Raw genomic sequence first — 22,415 nt, forward strand, 5'->3', positions numbered from 1 at the left:
ATTTTATATTCAAAATATGATTACTATTCTCTACGTCAACTGAAAATTATACCTAACCTCAGTTTATTTCAATGTGTAATATATAGTGTCCTAAGTTAAGGTTATTCGTCCATAATTCATAGTCAATTCTGAGGGATTCTGGAATGTTGCCGCCAATGGTGGTTAAGTTACGGGTATAGTTACGCAAATATATTTTTTGATTATGGAGTTTTTCTTCTTTGGTATTTAACCAATATCTACTAACTCCATAAACGCCTTTTTCCCAAAAGTGTCTGTAGTTTAGTTGGCTTTGATGTTGTTGAGTCATGATTACTCTGTAGGGGGAAATTTCGAGCCAAATTAGGTTTTTGTGATTGGTTTTGGAGGGAATTGATTGTTGATTGTCTCCTGTGTGTTTTTCTACACCATGAAAGTCAACGTTTTTGAGGACTAAATGACAGGTATCTTCTTGGCGTTGATAGATGGTGGCAATGGTGGTAAGTTGTGCCAATAGATTAAGATTAGTGGATAAATAGGAGATGGAGACGGGGCGATGCTGGGTTAACATGGGGTTTGTTGGTTAATGATTCAATTTTTAGCATAAGCTAATTTTTGGCAGTTTGAAGTTGTTTTGAAAAAAAAGATTATTTTCACCCTTGCTTTTTTTTTAGTCACTAGCTATAATAAATAAATGTGAAGAGCAATCCTCGATAGCTCAGTGGTAGAGCGGTCGGCTGTTAACCGATTGGTCGTAGGTTCGAATCCTACTCGGGGAGTTAATAATCAAACCTAAAAGCAAGGGAATACATCTCTTGTCTTTATTGTTTCTACTATCTATTTTACCAAGAATAGACAAAATCCTACGGATTTATTAGTAGGAGAGTTCAAATAGTGGTGTTATCAAAATTGTATATCTAAGAGAGAAATCACAGTTAGATTTAGTAAGGCTTGGGTATTAAAACACCATGGAAGTTTATAATAATCGAAAATTGATTGTTGTAGGTTTTTTTATGATAGTTGTTGGTTTGATGAGTGGTACTTCGGTGGATGGCATCGATGCGGTGGTGGTAGAGATAGAAGGTGAGGGTTTAGATTTGGATGTCCGTTTATTAGCAGGGCAAACTTTCCCTTATCCTGATGATTTACGCTCTCAAATTTTGTCGGTGTGTGAGGGTGCTAGTATTTCCATGGAGGAGTTAGCACGGTTAGACGGCGCGATCGCCTCTTGTTTTGCTGATGCTACTATAAATGTTATCCCAGAAAGTGTGAAAGTTGAGCTTATTGGCTCTCACGGGCAAACAGTATTTCATCAACCCGCCCATAATCATCATCTCGGTTATAGCCTCCAATTAGGTAGAGGAGATTTGATTGCCCATCTCACCAACATAAAAACCGTCAACAATTTTCGTCAAGCAGACATCGCCATGGGAGGCCATGGGGCACCCTTAGTATCTAAAATTGATTTGTGTCTTTTTTCTCACCCCAAACATCATCGCTGTTTACAAAATATTGGGGGTATCGGCAACGTTACCTATCTTCCGCCCACCCATCAACCCCAATGGCAAGATTTCATTATGGGTTGGGATACAGGACCTGGAAATGCTTTAATTGATTTGGCCGTACAAAAGTTTACGAATAATCAAAAAACCTATGATTTTAATGGGGAATGGAGTCGGCAGGGTAAGCCTTGTATGCCCCTAGTTAAAACATGGTTAAAACAAGATTTCTTTGGGCAAAAACCACCAAAATCCACTGGCAGGGAATTATTTGGACATCTTTATCTGGAAAAATGTTGCCATGATGCCCAGTCTTTTGAATTGTCAGAGACTGATTTTTTAGCCACCCTCACGGAGTTAACTGCCGCTTCCATTGCCTATAACTATGAGAAATTTTTACCCCAGTTACCCCATGATTTGATTTTAGGGGGGGGAGGTAGTAGCAACAGTTATTTAAAAGAAAGACTACAGGCAAATTTACCCACAGTTAACCTTTTAACCACTGATGACTTTAACGTTAGCACAGAGTTTAAAGAGGCGATCGCCTTTGCCATCCTAGCCTATTGGCGAGTCAACTCCTTTGCCGGAAACTTACCCGTAGTAACAGGGGCGAAGAAAGAAACCCTTCTCGGAGAGATTCATCACCCCCATTAACAAAACCTAGTCATCCCACGTTTCTACCACTAGAATATCACTAACAGGATCCTGCATAGAAAAACCATAGGAAACTAACTCTGACTTGAAAAATGACCATTTATCACCAAATAAAAGAGCAATCTTGCCGATACTATCATCAGGCTTGATAATCTGAGAATTAACCAATGACACGACTTTTTGTTGCAACTTCACCATGGGATGAATTACTTGCTTCTGGGACATAAAATTCCTAATACTTTACTAATACGATAAAAGTGATTTGATTGTTGAGTAATCTATCGAACCAAAGAAAACTATATATTTTGCTTAGAGAGTAATTTTTAGCCTTCCTACTCCATTATTAGCATATTTCAATCCAATCGGCAACCAAAAAGAATTTTCTTAAATCGATAATTCCTGTAACTGTATCGATTATTACAATATTTTCTTAGATGTTTAAAAGTAAAGATATAACGAGAGATTAGGCATAAAATAAACTAAAAAAAAGTAAACTTATACCTAATCATCATAGTAATAGATCTCGTTTTTACCTGAAGTAAATGCCATAAAAATTTATTAGCTAGATAGTGATTTTTTTTGACATTATCAGGAGAGATTTCTTAGACAATGTTACAAGAAAAGTTTAACCGACAGCCTGTAAATCAGAAACAAGACTTTCGCTGATAGCATCAGTCAATTGTTCATGAATTGGTTGTTCAAAACCCCTGTCGATTTCTCGCATGGTGGCTTTTTTGGCTTCGAGCGCAACTTGTAACACTTTCATAGCTTCCTTTGGTTGCCCAGCACCACAGAAAAATAAATCTGCGGCAAAGTAACCATGTTCTGGCCATGTATGAATAGCAATATGAGATTCCGCGAGGGTAACGGTAGCTGTTACACCATGGGGACTAAATTGGTGTACACACATATCAATCAATGTCGCTTTACCAGCACTGATGGCATCTAATAATGCTTGACGGATTCTTTCAGGACTATTTAAAAGATCCGCCGGTGCTTCCCAAGCGTCTACCACTAAATGTGTACCCACTTTATTCATTCTTGTCAACTCACTCTATACTCTCTTTGATAATTTGCATTGGCAAGAGTTTTAGTTTCTGACACTACAGCATCAACCGCCACCCTTCTATGAAGAAGAAGATTTAGGAAAATATTGGTAATTGGTAAAATCCTTTTTTTAAATTTTCCTGACTGGGAATCCTGACTAGATTCCTCGGGAGGTAACGATCGCAATTTTGAAGTGCTTAAAAAACTAACTAATCTCACGTAAGATACAATATTATATAAAAATGTCTAATTTGTCAAGAAATTTTACCTATTTTTCTTTGTGTCTAGCTTGAATATCAGAAATAGTAAAAATACTCTCAAATTGTAATCCTTGAGACTGATAAAATTCGGCGCCCCCAGCTTGACGGTCCACTAAAGATATAATTTTATCAACTTTGTACCCAGCATCGGTGAGTCTTTCTACCGCTAACATAGCCGATTTTCCCGTAGTGACAACATCTTCTAGGACGGTAACGATCGCCCCTTGTGGTAAACTAGGACCTTCGATATAGGCTTTAGTACCATGGCCCTTTGCTTCTTTGCGGATAATCAAGGCTGGAATAGGGTTATTTTCGTAGGCGGAAACCACACTTACTGCACTCACCATGGGATCAGCCCCAAGGGTAAGCCCTGCCACCGCTTGAGCATCATCAGCAAGCATTTCATGGATTAATTTACCCACCGCTAAAGCCCCTTGCGCCCTAAGAGTAACTTGTTTACCGTTTAAATAAAAATTACTTTTTTGTCCAGAGGATAGGGTAAAATCTCCCTCTTGATAGGCATACTCCACAAACATATCCAGTAACTGTTGTTTGAGAGATAAGCTGTTGTTTTCCATAATATTAAAGATATTTAATTCTAGTTTTCGTTACAATTAGAGCAAACATGATTTTAGCAAACAATTAATTATGTTCCCAAAAATTTCTCGTTTTGTCACCATCGCAGCGTTAACCACTCTTACCTGCGTTCTTAATCCCCCTTCTGATGCTAGGGCATCGGATGTCGAATTGATGGCTCAAAGTAGGTATAACTCCCCAGAAGTAGTTGAGCCTGAGGTTACTCTTACATTTCCTGAATTAGTAGAAAAAACTTTTCATTATCACAGTGGAGATTTCTTTGAAAAGTCCTCTATCAGTGGATTTCTCGATTCTATGTTAGGTTTAAGGGGTAGTCTTGAAGGTTCTTATCCCGAAAATAGCATTGCTAGGGATGGTTTTCTCTTGAATGTTATTATGAGCGATTATTTCAAACAACTTCAAGAAGGCTCTCCTCGGGTACGTACGAGGGACATGGATAGTCCTTTCAGAGACTCCCTGAGAACCAATCCCGACTATCTAATCCCTTAAGGGGAAAAATCCAGGGTACAGGAGTTGAACCTGTCTAGGGCGAATTATGAGTTCGCTGCCTCAACCGCTCGGCCAACCCTGGTCACTTTTACCATTATAAAAGATATTAGTACCCTTTTGTCAAATTTTAAAGGTTATTTTTTTGTGTCAAGATAAGTCGATTCCTCTATAATTGTCCATGGACAGATAATATTTTTAACTATATATTAGTGAGTGAATAAAGGATAAAGTAGAGTTAAAATGCCATGGCTTGTTGGATTTTATTATTAGTGAGTTATTTTTTTTAGGATATTTTTAAAGTTATTAAATATTGTTATAATCGTTGACTATGAATACAGGTGTAATTACTTTTTTGTTTGTTATTTTTGGTAGTATTTCCGCAGGAGTAGCCACAGGGGCGATCGCCCATTATTTGGGTAATGAATCCTTAGCAGGAATCTCGTCACCCCAAGAAAATCCTACGACACAGTACATTGATCGCAAAAATAATGATCCAGATCAAGAGTTTTCTTTGATAAATGAACAAGAACTTTTAAAAGAAATTAACGACATCAAACAAAGACATAAAAATTCTCGAAGATAATTAATAAAATTTTATTTTAAAAGATAGTAAATGAATAATGATTCTGATAAAAACATAGAAAAACCTTGGTGGAATCGTCCGTTATGGGGCGATCGTACCATGGTAGAAAAACTAGAATCAATCATCCATAAAGATCAAGAAAAAATCCCTGATGAGGTGATAAAACATCACGAACAAGTGATGTCAGAACTAAAAATTTTAACTCCCATTGGTAGAGCTTTAGATAACCCTAAATTTATTGAGCCAGAATTCGTTACCTTCTTCAATATTACCAATCTATTTGCCCAAGAAATAGGAGAATATAAAGGACTAAGAAACTATGTCGCCCTTTTCAGAGTCGCTATAGAAGCACAAAGTACCTTCCTAAAAATTGAGCAAATCGAACTTTCCCACCGCAGTAGCAAACAACAAGAGCTTTATCAATTTGTTTTAAATAAATTAGAACAAAAAATAAACGCCGAGGAATTTATCGAAGCATTAAATGCAGAAAAAGAATTAATTTTGACAGGGATAAAAACAGAAGAAGGAAAATTTGCAGTTAATTCCTACGTCGAAACATTAACCGCTGCCGCCCGTCAAGATGAACTAGCCCTAAAATTATTATACCTATTTAAAAAGTATAATTTAGAGGATTTCTCCTTACTAAAAACAGTATCTGACATGATAGATTACCTCCTAACAAAAAATCTACAAAACTTTGAGGAAATAGTTTCATTTGTCAAAATTAACGGAGAAAAATTTATCAAACTCAGTAATATCATTGAAATTCCTGCTGAAAATACCAATGATGAAGATTTTGCCAGAATGTTTCAATACATCGCCCTAAAAAGGAAATATCAAGATCTCTACGTTCAATTTCAAAGACTACTCGAACTATTAACCCTGTGGAATAGCTTTTATGAAACTGCAAAAGACATTAGAAGCCATTATCCCCTTACAGAATTTGATCATCCTGCCGAATTTGAAAAGCCGATTCCGGGAGAAGACCTATACTTTAGGTATAAAAATATTATCAATCAGCTAAAAAAGTAAAGCAAAAATGACCGTAAAAGTTAAATTTTTACCAGATAACGTGATTGCAGAAGCCCAAGTAGGAGAGCCGATACTAGAGGTTGCATCTCGTGCGGGGGTATTCATCCCCACAGGGTGTTTAATGGGTTCTTGTCACGCCTGTGAGGTGGAAATAGGAACCGATGAAGGACAAGAAGATGTGATTTGTGCTTGTATCAGTGCTGTACCCTCTGGAAAAAAAGAGTTAACAATTAATGTATACTCTGATCCTGTTTGGTAAAAGTTTGATTTAGATTATTTATTTATGCCTAAAATTGTTTTAGTCCATCCCCAAATTCCTCCCAATACAGGTAATATTGCCAGAACTTGTGCCGGTACTGCCACAGAGCTTCATTTAGTTGGTCCATTGGGGTTTGAAATTAGCGATCGCTACTTAAAACGAGCCGGGCTAGATTATTGGCCCCATGTTAAATTGTCTTACCATAATGACATCGAAGAATTCTTAGGGGTTGCCAAACAACGGGGAGGGCGCTTAATTGGTTACAGTGTACGGGGAAAAAAAGACTATTTAGATTGTGAATATTTAGAACATGATTGGTTATTATTTGGTAGCGAAACCAACGGATTACCCCCAGAACTTCTGGCACAATGTGATTTGACCAGTTTTATTTCCATGGAGGAAGGCACCGTGCGCAGTTTAAATTTATCGGTTAGTGTTGCGGTTGTTTTATTTGAAACCCGTCGCCAATTACGAAAATTGTGAACCAAAAACCTATTTTCACAGTCACAAATAGACAAGACTAATTAAACCAAAATATCATCATCAATTTTTTTTGACAGTTTTTTGATCTTTTCGATCACAAAGTGTACATTTACTGATAGATTGAGTTAGTATTTAACTTTAAAATATCTTAACAATTTCTTAAGATTTAATGACTTTGATGATGACTTAACAGTAATTTCACTGATTTCTGTTTGTAGTTTTCTGTCTATTATTTTGATTAGTATTAAGTAACAGGAACGAAATAATGAATTTTCAATATACATCTAAGGATATTTATAAAGGAGCATTGGCGATCGCCCTAGGAATTATTGCAATACCAGAATCAGCATCCGCAGTAGTTATCAATGAAACCGCCATTAATAGCCCTACTCTTTTAATCAGTAACTCAGAGCAACTAGCTTCCTTAAGCCCAGATAAAGAAGAAATACAAAATACCGAAGTATTTAACCCAACCCCAGAAGGACTACAGAGACAAAAACTAGACATTGCCAGTAACCGTAGATTGAAACAACTACTTAGTGCCAATGAACAACCTGAATTGTCCGCTGTATTTGAACTAAATAATAACCAAGAAGCACAAAATATCACCAACCCCCAACAAATCAGTAACTATCAGGGCAACACACAACAAAACACCCCTAGATTAAACCTGACTCAAAATCAAGAAACAACCATCGCCCAATCATCTCCAGAAGGCATTCCCATTGCAGTAGAAAATGTTAGCCCCGAATCGACATCTGGGATTCCGATTCCAGTAATAGTTCCTGCATCGGAAAATACACCACAAAACATCTCCCAGAATCAACCCGTTTTGATTCCCACACAAATAGACTTCACCATCAACGATAATAACTCCTCTTCGAGCTTTGAAGTCAATGGTCAAGCAACCCTTACAGAAAACGCCTCTAATCTTCCAGAAGACTTTACCCAAAAATATGAGCCTGAATATAGAGAAACTGCGGTTGTACCCATTCAAGTACAGAGCTTTACCAGCAATAATCAACCTACCCTCATTACCGATCAAGAAACACTTAATTTCAATACTAGAGAATTTAGCAATAATGATCCTACCCAAGTAACACCCCCAACGGAAGTCGCATCAATTCCCGTTCGTATTCAGGTGGACTCCTATAACCCAGCAAATATGCCCCCCGCAGGAGATATTAATTCTCCCGATATTCCTCCTCAACTCAACTCCCCCGAACAATTTTTACCCGAAACCCAAAGACCTTTTAATGGCTATATGTGGCCAGCAAAGGGAGTATTTACCTCTGGATATGGCCCTCGTTGGGGTAGAATGCACCGAGGGATAGATATTGCAGGACCAGTGGGTACTCCTATCGTTGCCTCCGCAGATGGAGAAGTGATTACCTCTGGTTGGAATTCAGGAGGTTATGGCAACTGGGTACGTATTCGGCACGCTGATGGCTCAATCACTCTTTATGCCCACCACAGCCGTAACCATGTTCGTGCAGGACAAAGGGTAAGACAGGGGCAGTTAATTGCCGACATGGGTAGTACTGGATTTAGTACAGGACCTCACCTTCACTTTGAAATTCACCGTGGAGGACGAGCTGTTAATCCCATGGGGCATTTAGCTAGAAGATAATTTGAGTTTAAAAAATAATTATTTGTTAAATCTCAATGAAAGAGATGTTCAAAACAGAGGTGATATAAGTCATCTGGTTGTAAATCTACTTACAAAAATCCCCCCTTGTAGTTAATTGTTGAACTTGGGGGGCATTAGTTTTTAGCTTAATTTTCTGCGTCGCTTTGTTTTTTATCAGCTTTACCGAAAATTTGGCGTAAAGCCCCTGCCTTTAGGCATGGGGATATAAGCCGACAAATAATAAAAACATCCGAAGGATTCCACAAAAACCAACAAAGTAGTATATAATAATCTTATGGTATATAAAGCTCCATAAAATAGATGTTAGTTATTGAAACTAAATTATACGGCAACTCATCTCAATACCAAAAAATAGAAGAAATGATTCGTACAGCTAGTTTTGTGCGTAATTCCTGTATTCGCTATTGGATGGATAATCAAAAGGTTGGGCAGTATGATTTATCAAGACTCTGTAAAGAATTAGCTCAGGAGTTTGAATGGGCAAAAAAGCTCAATTCGATGGCTCGTCAAGCTAGTAGCGAAAGGGCTTGGGTTTCGATAAAACGATTTTATGATAACTGCAAGAATCCATCAGTTAAGAAAAAGGGTTTTCCTAAGTTTAAAAAAGGAAGGTCGGTCGAGTACAAGACTTCTGGGTGGCAACTGTCGGAAGACAGAAAATCTATTAATTTTCGTGATGGTTTTAAGGCAGGGTGGTTTAAGATGCGGGGTGGCTTAGATCTGAACTATTATCAACTCACTCAAATTAAACGGGTAAGAGTTATTCGCAGGGCAGACGGCTACTATGCACAATTCTGTATTGACCAAGAACGAATTGAAGATATTAAGCCCAGTGGTAATGCTATCGGTTTAGATGTTGGTTTATCTCATTTTTATACTAATTCAAACGGTAATAAGATTGATAATCCTAGATATTTAAGAAAGTCCGAGAAGCAACTAAAAAGACTTCAAAGACAACTGAGCAAAAAGAAAAAAGGGAGTAACACTCGTAAGAAAGCTAGTAACAAGTTAGGTAGAAAACATTTAAAAGTATCAAGGCAACGTAAAGACTGGCTCATAAAATTAGCTCGGTGCGTAGTTAAATCTAACGATTTGATAGCCTATGAAAAATTAACTGTTAAAAATATGGTTAAAAACCATTGTTTAGCTAAAAGTATTAATGATGCCAGTTGGGGAACGTTTTTTGATTGGTTAGAATACTACGGCAAGGTAATGGGCAAGGTTGTGTATGCTGTAAGCCCACAATACACTAGCCAAGAATGTCCTAATTGTCAGACTGTGGTTAAGAAAACTTTGTCTCAAAGAACTCATGTTTGTCAATGTGGTTGTATTCTGGATAGGGATGAAGCGGCGGCAATCAATATTTTAGCTAAAGCATTGAGAGAATTAAGTAGGGATGGGCAGTCCCCAACTTCCAGTCTTGAACTGGTAAACGCTAATGGACACATCAACCTCTGTCAGTTAAGCGAGAGCTTGTCTGATAAGTTGGGTGGTTGAATTTAGAATCCCCCGAATTTATTCGTGGGGAGTGTCAATGTAGATACTTTGTTAACTATGCTTTAATTATCTATCTTTAATTGATAGTTGCGAGAAGCTAAACGGGCTTTTCCCGATGATGCCCATTGCTCTAGGAATTCGATTTGTTCTCGGGCAGTACGGGCTAGGGGTATAATTTGACTAGCTGCCATGAGAATGTCATCGGTGATAAAGTCTCGATTTTGACTAAAGCCGAGGTGCATAGCTTCTATGATGGTTTGTTCGATTTCTGCCCCAGAAAATTCGGGGGTTTCGTAGGCAAGTCTTTTCATGTCAAATTTTTCGAGGTTGTGGGGGCGTAGTCGGTTGAGATGCACCGCAAAAATGGCTTCCCTTTCGTCTTGGCTAGGTAAACCCACAAAGAATATTTCGTCAAACCTTCCTTTTCTTAAAACTTCTGCTGGTAAATTTTGAATATTATTGGCTGTAGCCACCACAAAAACAGGGCTTTTTTTCTCCGCTAACCAAGTGATAAATGTGCCGAATACTCGGCTGGTGGTGCCCGAGTCGCCCCTACCGTCGGCACCTGAAAATCCTTTATCAATTTCATCAATCCAGAGAATACAGGGGGAAAGGGCTTCGGCTAGGTTAATCATTTGTCGGGTGCGCGATTCTGATTCCCCTACCAAACCGCCGAAAAGTCTGCCTACGTCTAGCCTGAGGAGGGGTAAATGCCAGTGATGCGCGATCGCCTTTGCCGTGAGAGATTTTCCTGTGCCTTGAATACCAACAAGTAGAAGTCCCCGAGGATAGGGCAATCCGTAAGCCCTGGCGGATTCGGAAAATGAACCTCCCCTCCTAAGTAACCATTCTTTGAGGTTATCTAAACCACCGATGTCCGATATTTGTTCTTGGGCAGGGTAGTAGTCGAGGATTTGGGTTTGACGTATGGTCTGTTTTTTCTCCTGTAGGATTAGTTCTACGTCTTCGGCTTCTAATTTGCCATTTTGGGCGATCGCCCTTGTCAACACCCTTCTGATGCGTTCTAGGGATAGTCCTTGGGCTGCCCTAACTAATTCAGTTAAAAGTTCATCATCCAACGATTGCCCTACCATCAATTGTTCAATTTCTTTTTTGATTTCCGTAGCTTGGGGTAAAGGAAAATCAACCACCGTAAAAACTTCTCTTAATTCGGCAGGGAGGTTGACTTCCGAGGCAATGATAACAATATTTTTTGGTTGGGCTTTGAGTTTTTTGGCAAGGTTACGCAGTTTACGAGAGATGGAAATATCTTCTAAAAATCTTTGAAAATCTCGCAGGATAAATACTCCCCCTGTGTTAGGGGGCAATTTCTCCAAAAATTCGAGGGCTTGGAGAGGATTACGTTTGCCAAAATTGGTATTATTAGGATTATCTTGATAACCGTCCACAAAATCCCAGATATAAGTATGACGATTGCCCATGGTTTCGGTAATAGATGCGATCGCCTTTTCCACCCTTTCCTCTTCACTGCTAGAGACATAAATAAGGGGATAACAGGCTCTTAATAATAAGGAAAATTCTCGGTTAAATTCTTTCATTCCAGATTTTGACCAATGTTGGATTAAATATTTTTCGCACTCTTACTAATTTATCATGACAGAATTATAAATATTATTCATCACCACCTATGACCAAAAAACAATCTATTCTTTATCAACCCTTATTATTAAGAATATTCCATAACTTTCAAGCCATATTTACTATCTTAGCGATGGTGACTGCGTTTTGGACATACAACACCTACGATGGCCGATGGGGAAAAATCAACTTTCTTCCTGATTGGAATGCCATCGAGGGTATCCATGGAACTTTTGGTTTATGGAGTTTATTATTATTCCCTGTTTTTACTGTTTATGTTATTCATCGTGGAAAAACCAAATTAATTCAAAAAAATACCCCTAGTCAACTAAAGTTATTTAATAAACCCATTTGGTGGTATTCTCTCCATAGAATCGTTAATACGTTAAGTCTTTTTAGCTTAGTATTTGCGGTTTTTAGTGGCAAAATGATGGATGAAAAATGGCTACCAGAAGGAGAATTAAATCATATTTGGTACTATTTACATTTGATTTCTTTATTAGTGATAACTTTAACCCTCGCTCTACATTTATTAATGAGTGTAAAAATAGGCGGTTATCCTCTACTTTTATCTATGATTAATTTACAGATAAGGGATAAAGATAGTTGGCGATTATGGAAGGAGAATATTATTAATAATTCCTCTCAATATAAAGAAATAATTATCAAAGAATGGGCAAAGCTATCCCCCCATTTTAAGTTTTTAGAAATGGTAATTTTATTATCTATTCTTGGGGCTTGGTTATTTTCTTTTATTAAATAAATTATTGTCAAATTAAAAATTGTACCTCATGTTAAAATGAAGACCATCATCTTGAATATTATCAGTGCGATCGCCCAAATTTATCAACGGGGGTGCATAATCAAAACGAAAATAAATATTTTGTTTTGGTTGCCAAATCAAGCCCATACCAAGGGATGCAAGGAAATTTTGCGAAGGTAAAAAATTAGGATTACTCGAAACATTCCACACCGCCCCCATATCAAAAAAAGGCACTAACTGTAATACTGATTCCTGTGCCTCATTGCGTGAAACGGTTATTCTATCTTCAATGGAAAAACGAAAACCATTATCTCCCGATCTCGCATTTTGCCGATAACCCCGTAAAGATTGACCCCCACCAATGCTAAACTGTTCCGAGGGTAAAAGGGCATCCCCCGTTAACTGTACATCCCCTTGAATAATCAAAAAATGATCTCGCCCCAATAGTTGCACCCTCTGCACCTGCCCATTCCAAGCAAAAAAGTAACCGTCAGGATTATTCGGCGCTTGGCTGATGGTAACATCAAATAAGCCCATACCAAGCCTAAATTGCGATCGCACCGCCCACGCCCCAAACTGCTCTCTTTTAACATAGTCTTGCCCAAAAGTCAATACATTCGTCCGAGAAATACCATTTTCATCCGGCCCAATGCCAAAAGGGGTAGGCCCTTGAAAAGTGAAAGTTTGCCCCGTGCGATAACTCATCCCCAAAGAAAGGGCAAATTCTGCCAACGGAGTGCGCATCAAAGGTTGACGATAACTCACCTCATAAAACTCACTACTACCACTAATATCCAACACCTCAAACGGGCCACTAACAATGCGATTTCTTTGTAAACTAACCGTTGTATCCAGAGTGCCATTGATGGGATTAAGGGGCGCTGAATAGGTAAAACTCAGATCATAAGTACTCAAAAAATCCTCAAAACGAGGACGAAACGACACCGAAAAAGTATCCCCAAAACCAAACACATTCCCATGGCGTAAATCAATATCTCCCTGCACATCTCCCACCCTTGGGGGAGAATAATTATTAATAGCCACCGAGCCAGAAAAAGGATTCGCCTCCGTCACCCGCACACTGAGAATGCTTTGCCCAACGCCCTCTCCACTCCTTAAACTAGCTTCAACATTATCGATTAAAGGGTCAGATTTTAATAACTTCAATTGGTCTTCTAATTTATCAGAATTAAAAGGCGTTTCAGTACCAAGGGCAATTCTATCCAAAACGTAACCTTCTAACCTGTCTCCTCCCTCAATTTCTACAGCTTGAATTTCCCCTTCTATTACCCTAATTATGGCTACCCCATCACTATCTATATTTGCCACAAAAGCCCTTGTCGTCAGATAAGCATCATTGAGATATAACTGAGTAATATCAGCACTGATTTTTTCTAAATCTTGGTTCGTAAATTCTTGACCATCATAGGAGGTAATAATTTGAGCAATTTCTGCCCCAAAAATAGAATTACCCTCAACCCTGATACTTATCGCCACCCCTTGATCATTTTCTGACTGAGATAACAAAAAAACTTCTTGATTTAATTCCTCAGAAATTTGATTATTTTCTATTCCTTCCAAAGCAAAAACCCACGGACTTAAACCGAAATTATTTAAGCCTAAATACCCACATAAACAAGAAACAATAAAAACCAGTTTAGAATCACCCATAAAATTTGACCAAAAGGATATTTATAGACAGAATTAATTTTAACTAGATTTTATTTTATCGATTAATCTTTTCTGCAATTCGTGCTTGTTTAGAATCTTTACCAAAAAAGAAAAAACCCAATCCTAGCCAGACAATCAATAATAGAGAAGTCAATAAAAGAATGGATAAAGAGCCAAACTCATTAATTAAAATAGGGGCTGCCGCAGTAAATAAACCTCCTCCGACAATGGGTTCAAAAAATAATTGTTTATAGGCAAAACTTTCAAAAGCACCAGATTTATTATCAGGATCAACCATTCTTAAAAGTAAAATTCCCGTAGCTGTAACTCCCATAGATTGACCAAAATCACAGATACCACGCTCAAACCAATAGGAAGGAATGATTTTAGGGGCAATTACTACAAAAGCAAAAATATTCCAAATTATACCAACAATTCCTAGTAATAAAAAAGGGATGATATTGGCTCCCAAAACCTGTAAAGAAATAGAAGCAAGAGCCGTCCCCACCACTATATCAAGGGCTAAACCTGCCAAATTATTCATTAAACGACGATTTATTAATTCCTTCAGACCTATTTTTTCTAAGGTAATTTGAACTATAATACCTCCAATTAAAGCCATGGGAAAAAGGGGAATATAATTCATCAAAGTTAATCCTGTGGCTCCCCATGTCATCGATTCAATGAGTTTTAATCCTTCTAAAATTAACCAACCAATAGCAATAGCTAAACCGACAAAACCAAAGTTTAAGGAAAGAGGATCAATTAATAAATTTTTATAGAGTTGAATTCTTTTTAATTTTATTTTTTCTTCTTTTTCTTTTATTTCTGAGGCAGATAAACCCTCATAGGTAGAAAATTTTTGACCTTCTTTTTTAAAGGTTTTGATATGTCCTTTTTTTCTGCCCCAACTAGCTAATAATGTTCCTGTGATAATCCCTGAAACGATACCCACGGTGGCTAATCCGAGAGCTAAATCTCCCCCTTCAGGAAAATTTAAATCAATAAAAGTTTGTTCCATTCCTGCGGCGGTGCCATGCCCTCCTTCAAAGGCGATTTCGATGAGACTGCCCACAAGGGGATTCATATCAAATACAGGTACAAGGATTAGAAGGGTGAGTAAAATTCCCACCACATATTGCCCCCATGCCAAAGTTTGCCCAAAGATTACTTGGGGGGCTGCTTTTTTCCAAATTTGTTTGGGATTGGGTATGGATTCCCCTAGGAAAAGGGCGGCAAAGACAACGTTGATAAATACCCCTGGGGATTGTTGCCAAACGGTGCGTATGGGCTGACTAAATAAACCCCCTGCAAAAAGGGCATTTTCTCCTCCTAGGTTGGTTATTATGGCACCCAAGACTTCTTGCCCTAGCAACAAGACTAAAAAACCTGCCACCACTGATTCGGGAAGGTATAGTTGTTGAATCCAACGGGCTTTTTGTTTTATCAGTCTAGCTACTAATATGAAGATTGATAAAATTACGAAGGCGAAAAGTGCGTCTCTTAAGCTAAACATAGTTTGATAAGTAAGTAATGGGTAATGGATGATGGATAATTAGTGGTTAATTTTCCATGGGTAAGTCTTTCCAGTCTTCATATGGTCTTTCTACGGAAAATAAGAAACTTTTGGAAAGAAGAAAAACCCCTTCTGACGGGGAAGCCGATTCGGGAAATTTTATTAGGCCATATATTTGGCTATCGTCAAAGTTACTACCTCCAATGTTTATTTCATAGGTTTCTTCGTTGTCTAAGGTTATGATGATTTTAGCTCTAGGAGTTTCTAAACCATATTCTGATAAGGATACTTCACCCATGGGAATTTCTAACTGTCGGGTGGCTTGGGGAAAAAGATTTAATAAAAATGAAATGGAGGCATCGTTGGCTTTAACCGATTCTGGCTCGATCATTTGCCATGGTTGCACTTCTGCTTGGGTTTTTTCAAAAACTAAGGTTTGAGTATCTTCTAGGCTCTGTGGGGGGTCGATGGTGATGGTTTTTATTTGCTCTGTGTCAAAGGGGAAAAGGCGATCGCCAAGTGCCGCTGTGCGATCGCCCTGTGGTACTAAATTTTCGTTGTCATTGTTTGTTACATTAGATTGAGGGCGAATTTCTACAAGATAAATAATGGAGGCAAGGCTAACAGCAAATATACTTAGTAATATGGTACTGCGGTTAAATTTCATATGGACTCATTCAATGGATGATTATTTAATTAATTTTCAACTAATTTATTTTAGTGGTTAAGTAGATTGGATAAATTGATTATAGGTTTTATTTTATTCAAATCTTTTTTAACAAGAAATGTAAGAATATTTATTAAGGTCAATCCATAGGACTAACTTTTTTATCTTTTTCTCCCAATAATCTGCCCTTATGTATATTTATATATAATTAATATTTTCTCTTTTTATTATGGTTAATAAAGTTGTTTTTTTTACTATTTGGATTTTATTTATAGGTTACGGATTTTTATTTGCCCCTCCTGATAATCCTGAGACTATGGATTTAATCATTAATCTTTCTAAGGGGAGTTGGGATGGTATCAACCCCTATATTATCAGCTTGTTTAATCTCATGGGAATCTTACCGATGATTTATGCTTGTTTACTTTTGGTTGATGGTAGGGGGCAAAAATTGATGGCGACTCCTTTTATGGTGGGTAGTTTTTTCCTCGGGGCGTTTTCCCTTTTACCTTATTTTGCTTTGCGGCAATCTAATACTACTTTTGTGGGGGAAAAAACGATATTTATTAAAATTGTCGAAAGTAAGTTAACGGCGATCGCCCTTATAATTGCTACTACTATATTAGTGGTATCTGGAATAAAAGATGGTAATTGGGGAAACTTTGTTTATCAATGGCAAAATAGTAAATTTATCCATGTGATGAGCCTTGATTTTTGTGCTTTATGCTTACTTTTCCCTGTACTTATTAAAGATGATTTGGCAAGACGTAATATTAATAATCCCGTGCTAAGGGTGATCGCCTTTATACCTTTATTTGGTACTTTGATATATATGATATTACGCCCCTCTTTATCCACTGATGAAACTCCTAATAATTCTCAAGTCTTAGCATCATAAATCTATTTATTTAACAAGGGGCTTAAGCCCCTTGCCTGAAACTTTTACCTCTTGCCTGAAACTTTTACCCCTTGCCTCAGACTTTTACCTCTTGCCTAACATAGATTATATTTCTATAAATTTTCTCTACAAAAAAATAACTTTATTTAATCATGATTATCAATTAAAAAACATGGATTTATTTTCCTCCGAAAAACTACTTTTTACCCCGACTTCCAAAAATAATAATCCCATCTCCCTTATCTACGCCTTTCCCAATGAGTATACCGTAGGAATTACCAGCCTAGGTTATCAATTAATTTGGGCAAATTTTAGTACCCGTGAAGATGTAGAAGTTACTCGTTTATTTACTGATATAGAAGAAAAATTACCCCGTCATCCCGAAATAGTAGGCTTCTCCTTTTCTTGGGAATTAGACTATGTACATATCCTTGATTTATTAGAACAATTACAAATTCCTATTTATGCCAAAGATAGAACAGAAAACCATCCTTTAGTATTTGGAGGAGGCCCTGTTTTGACCGCTAATCCCGAACCATTTGCCGAATTTTTTGACGTTATCTTATTAGGAGATGGAGAAAATTTAATTGATAATTTTATTGATAGTTTCCAAGAAATTAGAAACGGTGATAGACAAGAAAAATTAATCCATTTAGCCCAAACCCCCGGTATTTATTGCCCTAATTTATACCATGTGCAATATGAAGATATAACGGGAAAAATTAAATCTATTACCCCCATTAATGAGCGCATTCCTGCGGTGGTGGAAAAACAAACCTATCGAGGAAATGTCTTATCGGCTTCTACCGTTGTCACGGAAAAGGCGGCATGGGAAAATATTTTTATGGTGGAAGTGGTGCGCAGTTGCCCCGAAATGTGTCGTTTTTGTCTGGCAAGTTATCTTACTTTACCATTTCGTACCGCTAGTTTAGAAGGTTCGTTAATTCCTGCTATTGAAAAGGGTTTAAAATATACTAACCGCTTGGGATTATTGGGGGCATCGGTGACGCAACATCCCGAGTTTGAGGAGTTGTTAAACTATATCATGCAACCAAAATATGATGATGTACGCCTCAGTATTGCTTCCGTGCGTACTAATACGGTAACGGAAAAATTAGCCCAAACCCTTACCAAAAGGGATACCAAGTCTATTACCATCGCCATTGAAAGTGGTTCGGCAAAAATTCGCCAAATGATTAATAAAAAGTTGGAAAATGAGGAAATTATCCAAGCGTCTATCAATGCGGAAAAGGGTGGTTTAAGGGCGATTAAGTTTTATGGCATGGTGGGTTTACCCCAAGAGGATAATAGTGATTTGGATGCCACTGTTGAGATGATGAGGGCGGTTAAAAAGGCTTCGCCCCGACTAAAAACTACTCTCGGTTGCAGTACTTTTGTGCCAAAAGCCCATACTCCCTTCCAGTGGTTTGGGGTAAATAAGCAGTCGAAAAAGCGTTTACAGTATTTACAAAAAAATCTGGCAAAAGCAGGGGTAGATTTTCGCCCAGAGAGTTATAATTGGTCTGTAATTCAAGGGTTAATGTCTAGGGGCGATCGCCGCTTAACTAAACTGTTATTATTAACTCGTATTTATGGGGATACTCTGGGTAGTTATAAACGCGCATTTAAGGAATTAAAAGGGCAACTGCCTAGTTTAGATTATTATGTTCATGATAATTGGGAGTTAGAGCAGGTTTTGCCCTGGAGTCACCTCAAAACGGCTTTACCTGATGAGACTCTGGTTAAACATCTACAAATGTCTTTACCCAATGGGATAAGCTGATAGAAAGGTCAACACAAGCAAAACAAAATAAATTAAAATCTCATTAACTATCATCATCCCCAGTAAGAAAAAAAAGTCTAATTGAGTATTTTATTGTCACATTTCGTGGTTATACTTGCTACTCAATTAAACTTTTTGACTGAGTAAATAAATTTGAGGATGTTTATGGGAACAGTTACAATGAGACTATCTTATTTTCGTTTTTTCACTTTTGCTGTTCTTGAATTATGAGCCATATTCACTGCATCAATCCTCAATGTAATGCTACTAATTCGGTGGATGAAAGTATCTGTCAGGAATGCAATACTCCTACGACTCGGCGTTATCTATGGGTGATGGATGGGGAGGCTCAATGTTTCGAGATTCAGACTCTTATTGACGATCGCTTTTATGTGATTAATGATAAGGTTGTTTTAGATACTAAACCTCAAAAAATTCCTACTTTTGGGGATGATATTCCCTCAGAAATAATTCCCTATCAACGTTTATTTACCCAAAAATTGCACCTACCTCAAGTATATAGTGCGATCGCAAATACTTGGTTATTAGAACATCAAAGCACCCCCATAAATGATTCTGGTGAGTTAATTTATCCTCACATTTTCCCCACCCTTAGCAGTAGTTGGGCAGAGGCTTCCCCCCTCAGACAATTAAATTGGCTATGGCAAATAGGACAACTTTGGTATTATCTCAAAAAACAAAAAGTCTTATCTAGTTTCTTGGCCCAAGATAATCTGAGGGTTGATGGTGGCATTATCAAAATAATGGAATTAAGCCCCGACAATCACAATAAACCTAGCTTACAAGACTTGGGCAATTTATTAGAACCCTTAATAAAAAATAGCCAAGAAATAATTCAAGAAGTTTTAACAAATATTATCCTCAGCTTACAGCAGAAACTCATTACCAGTACAGGAGAACTAATTAAAATATTAGATCAAGCCCTGTTTATACTAGGGGAAGAATACTATCAAAGAAAATATCATATTCTGACCACCACAGATCCAGGCAAGAAAAGAGGTAATAATGAAGACGCTTGTTATCCTAGCCCCCTAGAATTAAAAGAAAACGTTTCAGGAATCAATACTTTGACCATTATTTGTGATGGACTAGGGGGGCAAAAAGGCGGGGAAATAGCCTCTAACCTGGCTATAACTACCCTAGAGCAAGAATTAACTCAAATTTATCAAAAACAACTAAAAGATACCCTTTATAGCAAAAATTGGACACCTTTAATTGACAAAGAAAAAATCCTCTCTGCCTTGTCCGAAGCCAATGACCAAATTACAGAGATTAATAATGCGCAAGGAAGTAAAGATCGAGATAGAATGGGTACTACGGTAGTTTTAACCCTAGCCTTAGATCATGAAATATACTTTGGTCATGTGGGAGATTCACGGATTTACCTCATCACTTCTCAGGGCTGTCATCAATTAACAGTGGATGATGATTTGGCATCGAGGGAGGTGCGTTTAGGTTATAGTTTTTATCGAGAAATGACCAGTAATCCCCAAGCGGGGGCTTTAATTCAGGCTTTGGGTACAGATTATGCTAAAAATATTCGTCCTCACATTAAACGAATTATTCCTGATGAGGATTGCGTTTTGTTATTATGTTCTGATGGTTTATCTGATTTTGAAAGGGTTGAACAATATTGGCGTCAGGAGGTTTTACCGATTTTAGGGGAAGAAGTTTCTCTTTCTGAAAGTATTGCCCATTTGTTGGATATTGCTTTAACTAAAAATGGTCATGATAATGTCACCATTGGTTTAGTCCATTGTCAGATTTTGAGAGTAGATGCACAAAAACAGAGGGGATTATCTTGGGCAACTTTAAGAGAGGTTTTGCCTGATTTACCCCAGCCTGATTTGTCGGCGGTGACGGTGATGAAAAAGAATGATTTTTTTGAGCGTTATAAGTATAGCATTGCTTTTTTATTGGTGGTTGTAGGCATTATTTTAGGGATATTGTATCAATCAAAGTCTTCGGATAGTCCTTCTAATCCTTCTTCTCTGGATTTACCATACCATGGCTTATCAGCTTGATTTACTCCGTAGAGAGTTAAAAAATATTTGGGGTTATGATGATTTTCGCTACCCTCAATCACAGGTAATGGAGTCTCTTTTGGCAAAAAAAGATTGTCTGGTGGTGATGCCTACGGGGGGTGGTAAGTCTATTTGTTTCCAGTTACCTGCTTTACTTCAGGATGGTTTAACTTTGGTGGTTTCTCCTCTCATCGCTTTGATGGAAAATCAGGTTAGAGAGTTGAAGGGTAAAGGGTTGGCGGCAGATTTTTTACATGGTGAAATGGCTAGGGGCGATCGCACTGGGGTAATATATAGATTAGAAAAGCAACAATTAAAGTTATTATACCTTTCCCCTGAAACCCTCCTTAGCCCCCCTATATGGCAAATTATTAGTCATCCCGACTTGGTTATCAATAGCCTGATTATCGATGAAGCCCATTGTTTGGTGCAGTGGGGCAAAACTTTTCGCCCTAGCTATACCCGTTTAGGCAGCATTCGCCCTAGTTTACTTTCAGTAAAGCATAATCACCCCCTAATGGCGATCGCCTGTTTTACTGCCACCGCCGACTTACCTACCCAAAAAATTATTACCGACACCCTAGGTTTAATCAATCCCCAAAAATTTATCCTTAGCCCCTACCGTCAAAATCTACAACTGAAAGTAAAACAAATTTGGACACCCAAAGCAAGGAAACAAGAATTAATTAAATTTTTAGATAGTAAAAAAAACCACAGTGGTTTAGTCTATATTAGAACTAGAAAAGAAGCCGAAAATATTTCCCATTATCTTCACCAAAAAGGTTACAATAATTATTCCTACCATGGTGGTTTACCTAGCAACCTAAGAAGAAAAATAGAACAAGATTGGTTAGAAGAAAAAGTAAAATTTGTGGTTTGTACCAATGCTTTCGGGATGGGTATTAACAAAGCAAATTTACGATGGATAATTCATTATCAAGTACCTCTATTATTGTCCGATTATCTTCAAGAAATAGGAAGAGGAGGACGAGATGGAAAACCTAGCCAAGCCCTAAGTATTATCAGCGAATTTACAGGATTATTTGATCCTACTGACAAAAAAACACGGGCTTTTTTCCTTGCCCAAACTTTAAAATATTACCAAGAAACAGAAGTATTAATAACAAAACTATCTAATAAATCTCACCATTCAATAACTGACAAAAATTAATTATATTTAGGCATATTAACCACAGCAAAACAATTAAAATGGTTAAATCCTTTTGAGTATAAACTATGTTTAAATAAGCCTGAAAAGGTAATAAAAAAGATGATTGATTATGAAAAACAGTTAATGATGCAAATGAAAGATTATTTAACCACTAAGCATTGTCGCTGGGCTTTTTTATTGGGAGTCTTTAATAATAATTTGAGTACTTCTTTTCGTTGTGGTGTCTGTGACAATTGCACCAAAAGGTAATTAAGAATTAAGAATAATGAGGTTGT

22 protein-coding genes, 2 tRNA genes and 1 pseudogene are annotated in these 22,415 nt (G+C 37.5%); 15 read left to right on the plus strand and 10 right to left on the minus strand.

What is annotated here, in order from left to right; translation table 11 throughout:
* Positions 1 to 58: 58 nt before the first annotated feature.
* Positions 59 to 547: a hypothetical protein gene (locus A5482_RS03705; RefSeq protein WP_069791142.1), complete on the minus strand. Its 489-nt coding sequence runs from the start codon at positions 545 to 547 to the stop codon at positions 59 to 61.
* A gap of 136 nt (positions 548 to 683) precedes the next feature.
* On the opposite strand from A5482_RS03705, the gene A5482_RS03710 reads away from it, so the two are divergent.
* Together A5482_RS03710 and A5482_RS03715 are read left to right on the plus strand one after the other, a co-directional pair.
* Positions 684 to 755 (plus strand) — tRNA-Asn (locus A5482_RS03710).
* A 234-nt stretch (positions 756 to 989) separates the two neighbouring features.
* The gene (locus A5482_RS03715; RefSeq protein WP_446684807.1) at positions 990 to 2,129 is read left to right on the plus strand and encodes an anhydro-N-acetylmuramic acid kinase; all 1,140 of its coding nucleotides are present in this window, start codon (positions 990 to 992) and stop codon (positions 2,127 to 2,129) included.
* A 6-nt stretch (positions 2,130 to 2,135) separates the two neighbouring features.
* Here the strand turns inward: A5482_RS03715 and A5482_RS03720 are convergent, their stop codons facing one another.
* From A5482_RS03720 to pyrE, 4 genes are all read right to left on the minus strand, one after another.
* Positions 2,136 to 2,354, minus strand: a complete 219-nt coding sequence (locus tag A5482_RS03720; RefSeq protein ID WP_069791143.1) for a DUF4327 family protein — start codon at positions 2,352 to 2,354, stop codon at positions 2,136 to 2,138.
* Between the two features lie 400 nt (positions 2,355 to 2,754).
* On the minus strand, positions 2,755 to 3,168 hold the full coding sequence (gene speD, locus A5482_RS03725) for an adenosylmethionine decarboxylase (RefSeq protein WP_069791144.1): 414 nt from the start codon (positions 3,166 to 3,168) through the stop codon (positions 2,755 to 2,757).
* Between the two features lie 5 nt (positions 3,169 to 3,173).
* Positions 3,174 to 3,395: a hypothetical protein gene (locus A5482_RS03730; protein WP_069791145.1), complete on the minus strand. Its 222-nt coding sequence runs from the start codon at positions 3,393 to 3,395 to the stop codon at positions 3,174 to 3,176.
* A 49-nt stretch (positions 3,396 to 3,444) separates the two neighbouring features.
* Positions 3,445 to 4,014 carry an orotate phosphoribosyltransferase gene (gene pyrE, locus A5482_RS03735; RefSeq protein ID WP_069791146.1) on the minus strand — a complete coding sequence of 190 codons (570 nt, stop codon included), beginning with the start codon at positions 4,012 to 4,014 and terminating at the stop codon, positions 3,445 to 3,447.
* A 70-nt stretch (positions 4,015 to 4,084) separates the two neighbouring features.
* Here pyrE and A5482_RS03740 point away from each other — a divergent pair, with 70 nt between their 5' ends.
* Entirely contained in the window at positions 4,085 to 4,522 is a 438-nt protein-coding gene (locus A5482_RS03740; protein ID WP_069791147.1) for a hypothetical protein, read from the plus strand.
* Positions 4,523 to 4,531: 9 nt separating this feature from the next.
* Here A5482_RS03740 and A5482_RS03745 read toward each other — a convergent pair.
* A tRNA-Ile gene (locus A5482_RS03745) sits at positions 4,532 to 4,604 on the minus strand.
* A gap of 246 nt (positions 4,605 to 4,850) precedes the next feature.
* On the opposite strand from A5482_RS03745, the gene A5482_RS03750 reads away from it, so the two are divergent.
* The 6 genes and pseudogenes from A5482_RS03750 to A5482_RS03775 all read left to right on the plus strand — a co-directional run bounded on the left by A5482_RS03750 (position 4,851) and on the right by A5482_RS03775 (position 10,027).
* A complete protein-coding gene (locus tag A5482_RS03750; protein ID WP_069791148.1) occupies positions 4,851 to 5,105 on the plus strand; it encodes a hypothetical protein in 255 nt (84 codons plus the stop codon).
* Between the two features lie 30 nt (positions 5,106 to 5,135).
* Complete coding sequence (locus tag A5482_RS03755; protein ID WP_069791149.1) at positions 5,136 to 6,137, plus strand: hypothetical protein; 1,002 nt, start codon at positions 5,136 to 5,138, stop codon at positions 6,135 to 6,137.
* Positions 6,138 to 6,144: 7 nt separating this feature from the next.
* Positions 6,145 to 6,396 (plus strand): 2Fe-2S iron-sulfur cluster-binding protein, encoded by a 252-nt coding sequence (locus A5482_RS03760; RefSeq protein WP_069791150.1) that lies wholly within the window; start codon positions 6,145 to 6,147, stop codon positions 6,394 to 6,396.
* Between the two features lie 24 nt (positions 6,397 to 6,420).
* Positions 6,421 to 6,879, plus strand: coding sequence for a tRNA (cytidine(34)-2'-O)-methyltransferase (locus tag A5482_RS03765; RefSeq protein ID WP_069791151.1), 459 nt, complete (start codon positions 6,421 to 6,423; stop codon positions 6,877 to 6,879).
* A 1,144-nt stretch (positions 6,880 to 8,023) separates the two neighbouring features.
* Positions 8,024 to 8,509, plus strand: a pseudogene (locus tag A5482_RS03770) (M23 family metallopeptidase); the annotation flags it as partial.
* 321 nt (positions 8,510 to 8,830) lie between these two features.
* Positions 8,831 to 10,027, plus strand: a complete 1,197-nt coding sequence (locus A5482_RS03775; protein ID WP_069791153.1) for an RNA-guided endonuclease InsQ/TnpB family protein — start codon at positions 8,831 to 8,833, stop codon at positions 10,025 to 10,027.
* 62 nt (positions 10,028 to 10,089) lie between these two features.
* On the opposite strand, the gene A5482_RS03780 is transcribed toward A5482_RS03775, so the two are convergent.
* On the minus strand, positions 10,090 to 11,586 hold the full coding sequence (locus tag A5482_RS03780; protein WP_069791154.1) for an AAA family ATPase: 1,497 nt from the start codon (positions 11,584 to 11,586) through the stop codon (positions 10,090 to 10,092).
* Between the two features lie 89 nt (positions 11,587 to 11,675).
* Between A5482_RS03780 and A5482_RS03785 the strand changes: the two genes are divergently transcribed.
* Positions 11,676 to 12,389, plus strand: a complete 714-nt coding sequence (locus A5482_RS03785; RefSeq protein WP_069791155.1) for a cytochrome b/b6 domain-containing protein — start codon at positions 11,676 to 11,678, stop codon at positions 12,387 to 12,389.
* 12 nt (positions 12,390 to 12,401) lie between these two features.
* Here the strand turns inward: A5482_RS03785 and A5482_RS03790 are convergent, their stop codons facing one another.
* From A5482_RS03790 to A5482_RS03800, 3 genes are read right to left on the minus strand one after another with little or no spacing between them, the layout of a single operon-like run.
* Positions 12,402 to 14,060 (minus strand): ShlB/FhaC/HecB family hemolysin secretion/activation protein, encoded by a 1,659-nt coding sequence (locus A5482_RS03790; protein ID WP_069791156.1) that lies wholly within the window; start codon positions 14,058 to 14,060, stop codon positions 12,402 to 12,404.
* Positions 14,061 to 14,115: 55 nt separating this feature from the next.
* Entirely contained in the window at positions 14,116 to 15,576 is a 1,461-nt protein-coding gene (locus tag A5482_RS03795; protein ID WP_069791157.1) for a sodium/glutamate symporter, read from the minus strand.
* 46 nt (positions 15,577 to 15,622) lie between these two features.
* Complete coding sequence (locus A5482_RS03800; protein ID WP_069791158.1) at positions 15,623 to 16,243, minus strand: DUF4340 domain-containing protein; 621 nt, start codon at positions 16,241 to 16,243, stop codon at positions 15,623 to 15,625.
* Positions 16,244 to 16,472: 229 nt separating this feature from the next.
* Between A5482_RS03800 and A5482_RS03805 the strand changes: the two genes are divergently transcribed.
* From A5482_RS03805 to A5482_RS03825, 5 genes are all read left to right on the plus strand, one after another.
* Complete coding sequence (locus A5482_RS03805) at positions 16,473 to 17,141, plus strand: DUF2834 domain-containing protein (RefSeq protein ID WP_069791159.1); 669 nt, start codon at positions 16,473 to 16,475, stop codon at positions 17,139 to 17,141.
* Between the two features lie 172 nt (positions 17,142 to 17,313).
* Positions 17,314 to 18,924, plus strand: a complete 1,611-nt coding sequence (locus tag A5482_RS03810; RefSeq protein ID WP_069791214.1) for a B12-binding domain-containing radical SAM protein — start codon at positions 17,314 to 17,316, stop codon at positions 18,922 to 18,924.
* Between the two features lie 227 nt (positions 18,925 to 19,151).
* The gene (locus A5482_RS03815; protein WP_069791160.1) at positions 19,152 to 20,969 is read left to right on the plus strand and encodes a PP2C family protein-serine/threonine phosphatase; all 1,818 of its coding nucleotides are present in this window, start codon (positions 19,152 to 19,154) and stop codon (positions 20,967 to 20,969) included.
* On the plus strand, positions 20,953 to 22,140 hold the full coding sequence (locus A5482_RS03820) for a RecQ family ATP-dependent DNA helicase (protein ID WP_369816740.1): 1,188 nt from the start codon (positions 20,953 to 20,955) through the stop codon (positions 22,138 to 22,140). Before A5482_RS03815 ends, A5482_RS03820 begins: the two co-directional genes overlap by 17 nt.
* A gap of 99 nt (positions 22,141 to 22,239) precedes the next feature.
* Positions 22,240 to 22,389: a RecQ family zinc-binding domain-containing protein gene (locus A5482_RS03825; RefSeq protein ID WP_369816741.1), complete on the plus strand. Its 150-nt coding sequence runs from the start codon at positions 22,240 to 22,242 to the stop codon at positions 22,387 to 22,389.
* The last annotated feature ends 26 nt before the right edge of the window (positions 22,390 to 22,415 follow it).

Origin of the sequence: Cyanobacterium sp. IPPAS B-1200 (assembly GCF_001747005.2) — a bacterium.
Lineage (GTDB): Bacteria > Cyanobacteriota > Cyanobacteriia > Cyanobacteriales > Cyanobacteriaceae > Cyanobacterium.

What these genes read in the sequence shown, in the direction of transcription:
- A5482_RS03705 (WP_069791142.1), bottom strand. Translation starts at nt 547, where the DNA reads ATGTTAACCCAGCATCGCCCCGTCTCCATCTCCTATTTATCCACTAAT.
- A5482_RS03715 (WP_446684807.1), top strand. Translation starts at nt 990, where the DNA reads ATGATAGTTGTTGGTTTGATGAGTGGTACTTCGGTGGATGGCATCGAT.
- A5482_RS03720 (WP_069791143.1), bottom strand. Translation starts at nt 2,354, where the DNA reads ATGTCCCAGAAGCAAGTAATTCATCCCATGGTGAAGTTGCAACAAAAA.
- speD (WP_069791144.1), bottom strand. Translation starts at nt 3,168, where the DNA reads ATGAATAAAGTGGGTACACATTTAGTGGTAGACGCTTGGGAAGCACCG.
- pyrE (WP_069791146.1), bottom strand. Translation starts at nt 4,014, where the DNA reads ATGGAAAACAACAGCTTATCTCTCAAACAACAGTTACTGGATATGTTT.
- A5482_RS03740 (WP_069791147.1), top strand. Translation starts at nt 4,085, where the DNA reads ATGTTCCCAAAAATTTCTCGTTTTGTCACCATCGCAGCGTTAACCACT.
- A5482_RS03750 (WP_069791148.1), top strand. Translation starts at nt 4,851, where the DNA reads ATGAATACAGGTGTAATTACTTTTTTGTTTGTTATTTTTGGTAGTATT.
- A5482_RS03755 (WP_069791149.1), top strand. Translation starts at nt 5,136, where the DNA reads ATGAATAATGATTCTGATAAAAACATAGAAAAACCTTGGTGGAATCGT.
- A5482_RS03760 (WP_069791150.1), top strand. Translation starts at nt 6,145, where the DNA reads ATGACCGTAAAAGTTAAATTTTTACCAGATAACGTGATTGCAGAAGCC.
- A5482_RS03765 (WP_069791151.1), top strand. Translation starts at nt 6,421, where the DNA reads ATGCCTAAAATTGTTTTAGTCCATCCCCAAATTCCTCCCAATACAGGT.
- A5482_RS03775 (WP_069791153.1), top strand. Translation starts at nt 8,831, where the DNA reads ATGTTAGTTATTGAAACTAAATTATACGGCAACTCATCTCAATACCAA.
- A5482_RS03780 (WP_069791154.1), bottom strand. Translation starts at nt 11,586, where the DNA reads ATGAAAGAATTTAACCGAGAATTTTCCTTATTATTAAGAGCCTGTTAT.
- A5482_RS03785 (WP_069791155.1), top strand. Translation starts at nt 11,676, where the DNA reads ATGACCAAAAAACAATCTATTCTTTATCAACCCTTATTATTAAGAATA.
- A5482_RS03790 (WP_069791156.1), bottom strand. Translation starts at nt 14,060, where the DNA reads ATGGGTGATTCTAAACTGGTTTTTATTGTTTCTTGTTTATGTGGGTAT.
- A5482_RS03795 (WP_069791157.1), bottom strand. Translation starts at nt 15,576, where the DNA reads ATGTTTAGCTTAAGAGACGCACTTTTCGCCTTCGTAATTTTATCAATC.
- A5482_RS03800 (WP_069791158.1), bottom strand. Translation starts at nt 16,243, where the DNA reads ATGAAATTTAACCGCAGTACCATATTACTAAGTATATTTGCTGTTAGC.
- A5482_RS03805 (WP_069791159.1), top strand. Translation starts at nt 16,473, where the DNA reads ATGGTTAATAAAGTTGTTTTTTTTACTATTTGGATTTTATTTATAGGT.
- A5482_RS03810 (WP_069791214.1), top strand. Translation starts at nt 17,314, where the DNA reads ATGGATTTATTTTCCTCCGAAAAACTACTTTTTACCCCGACTTCCAAA.
- A5482_RS03815 (WP_069791160.1), top strand. Translation starts at nt 19,152, where the DNA reads ATGAGCCATATTCACTGCATCAATCCTCAATGTAATGCTACTAATTCG.
- A5482_RS03820 (WP_369816740.1), top strand. Translation starts at nt 20,953, where the DNA reads ATGGCTTATCAGCTTGATTTACTCCGTAGAGAGTTAAAAAATATTTGG.
- A5482_RS03825 (WP_369816741.1), top strand. Translation starts at nt 22,240, where the DNA reads ATGATTGATTATGAAAAACAGTTAATGATGCAAATGAAAGATTATTTA.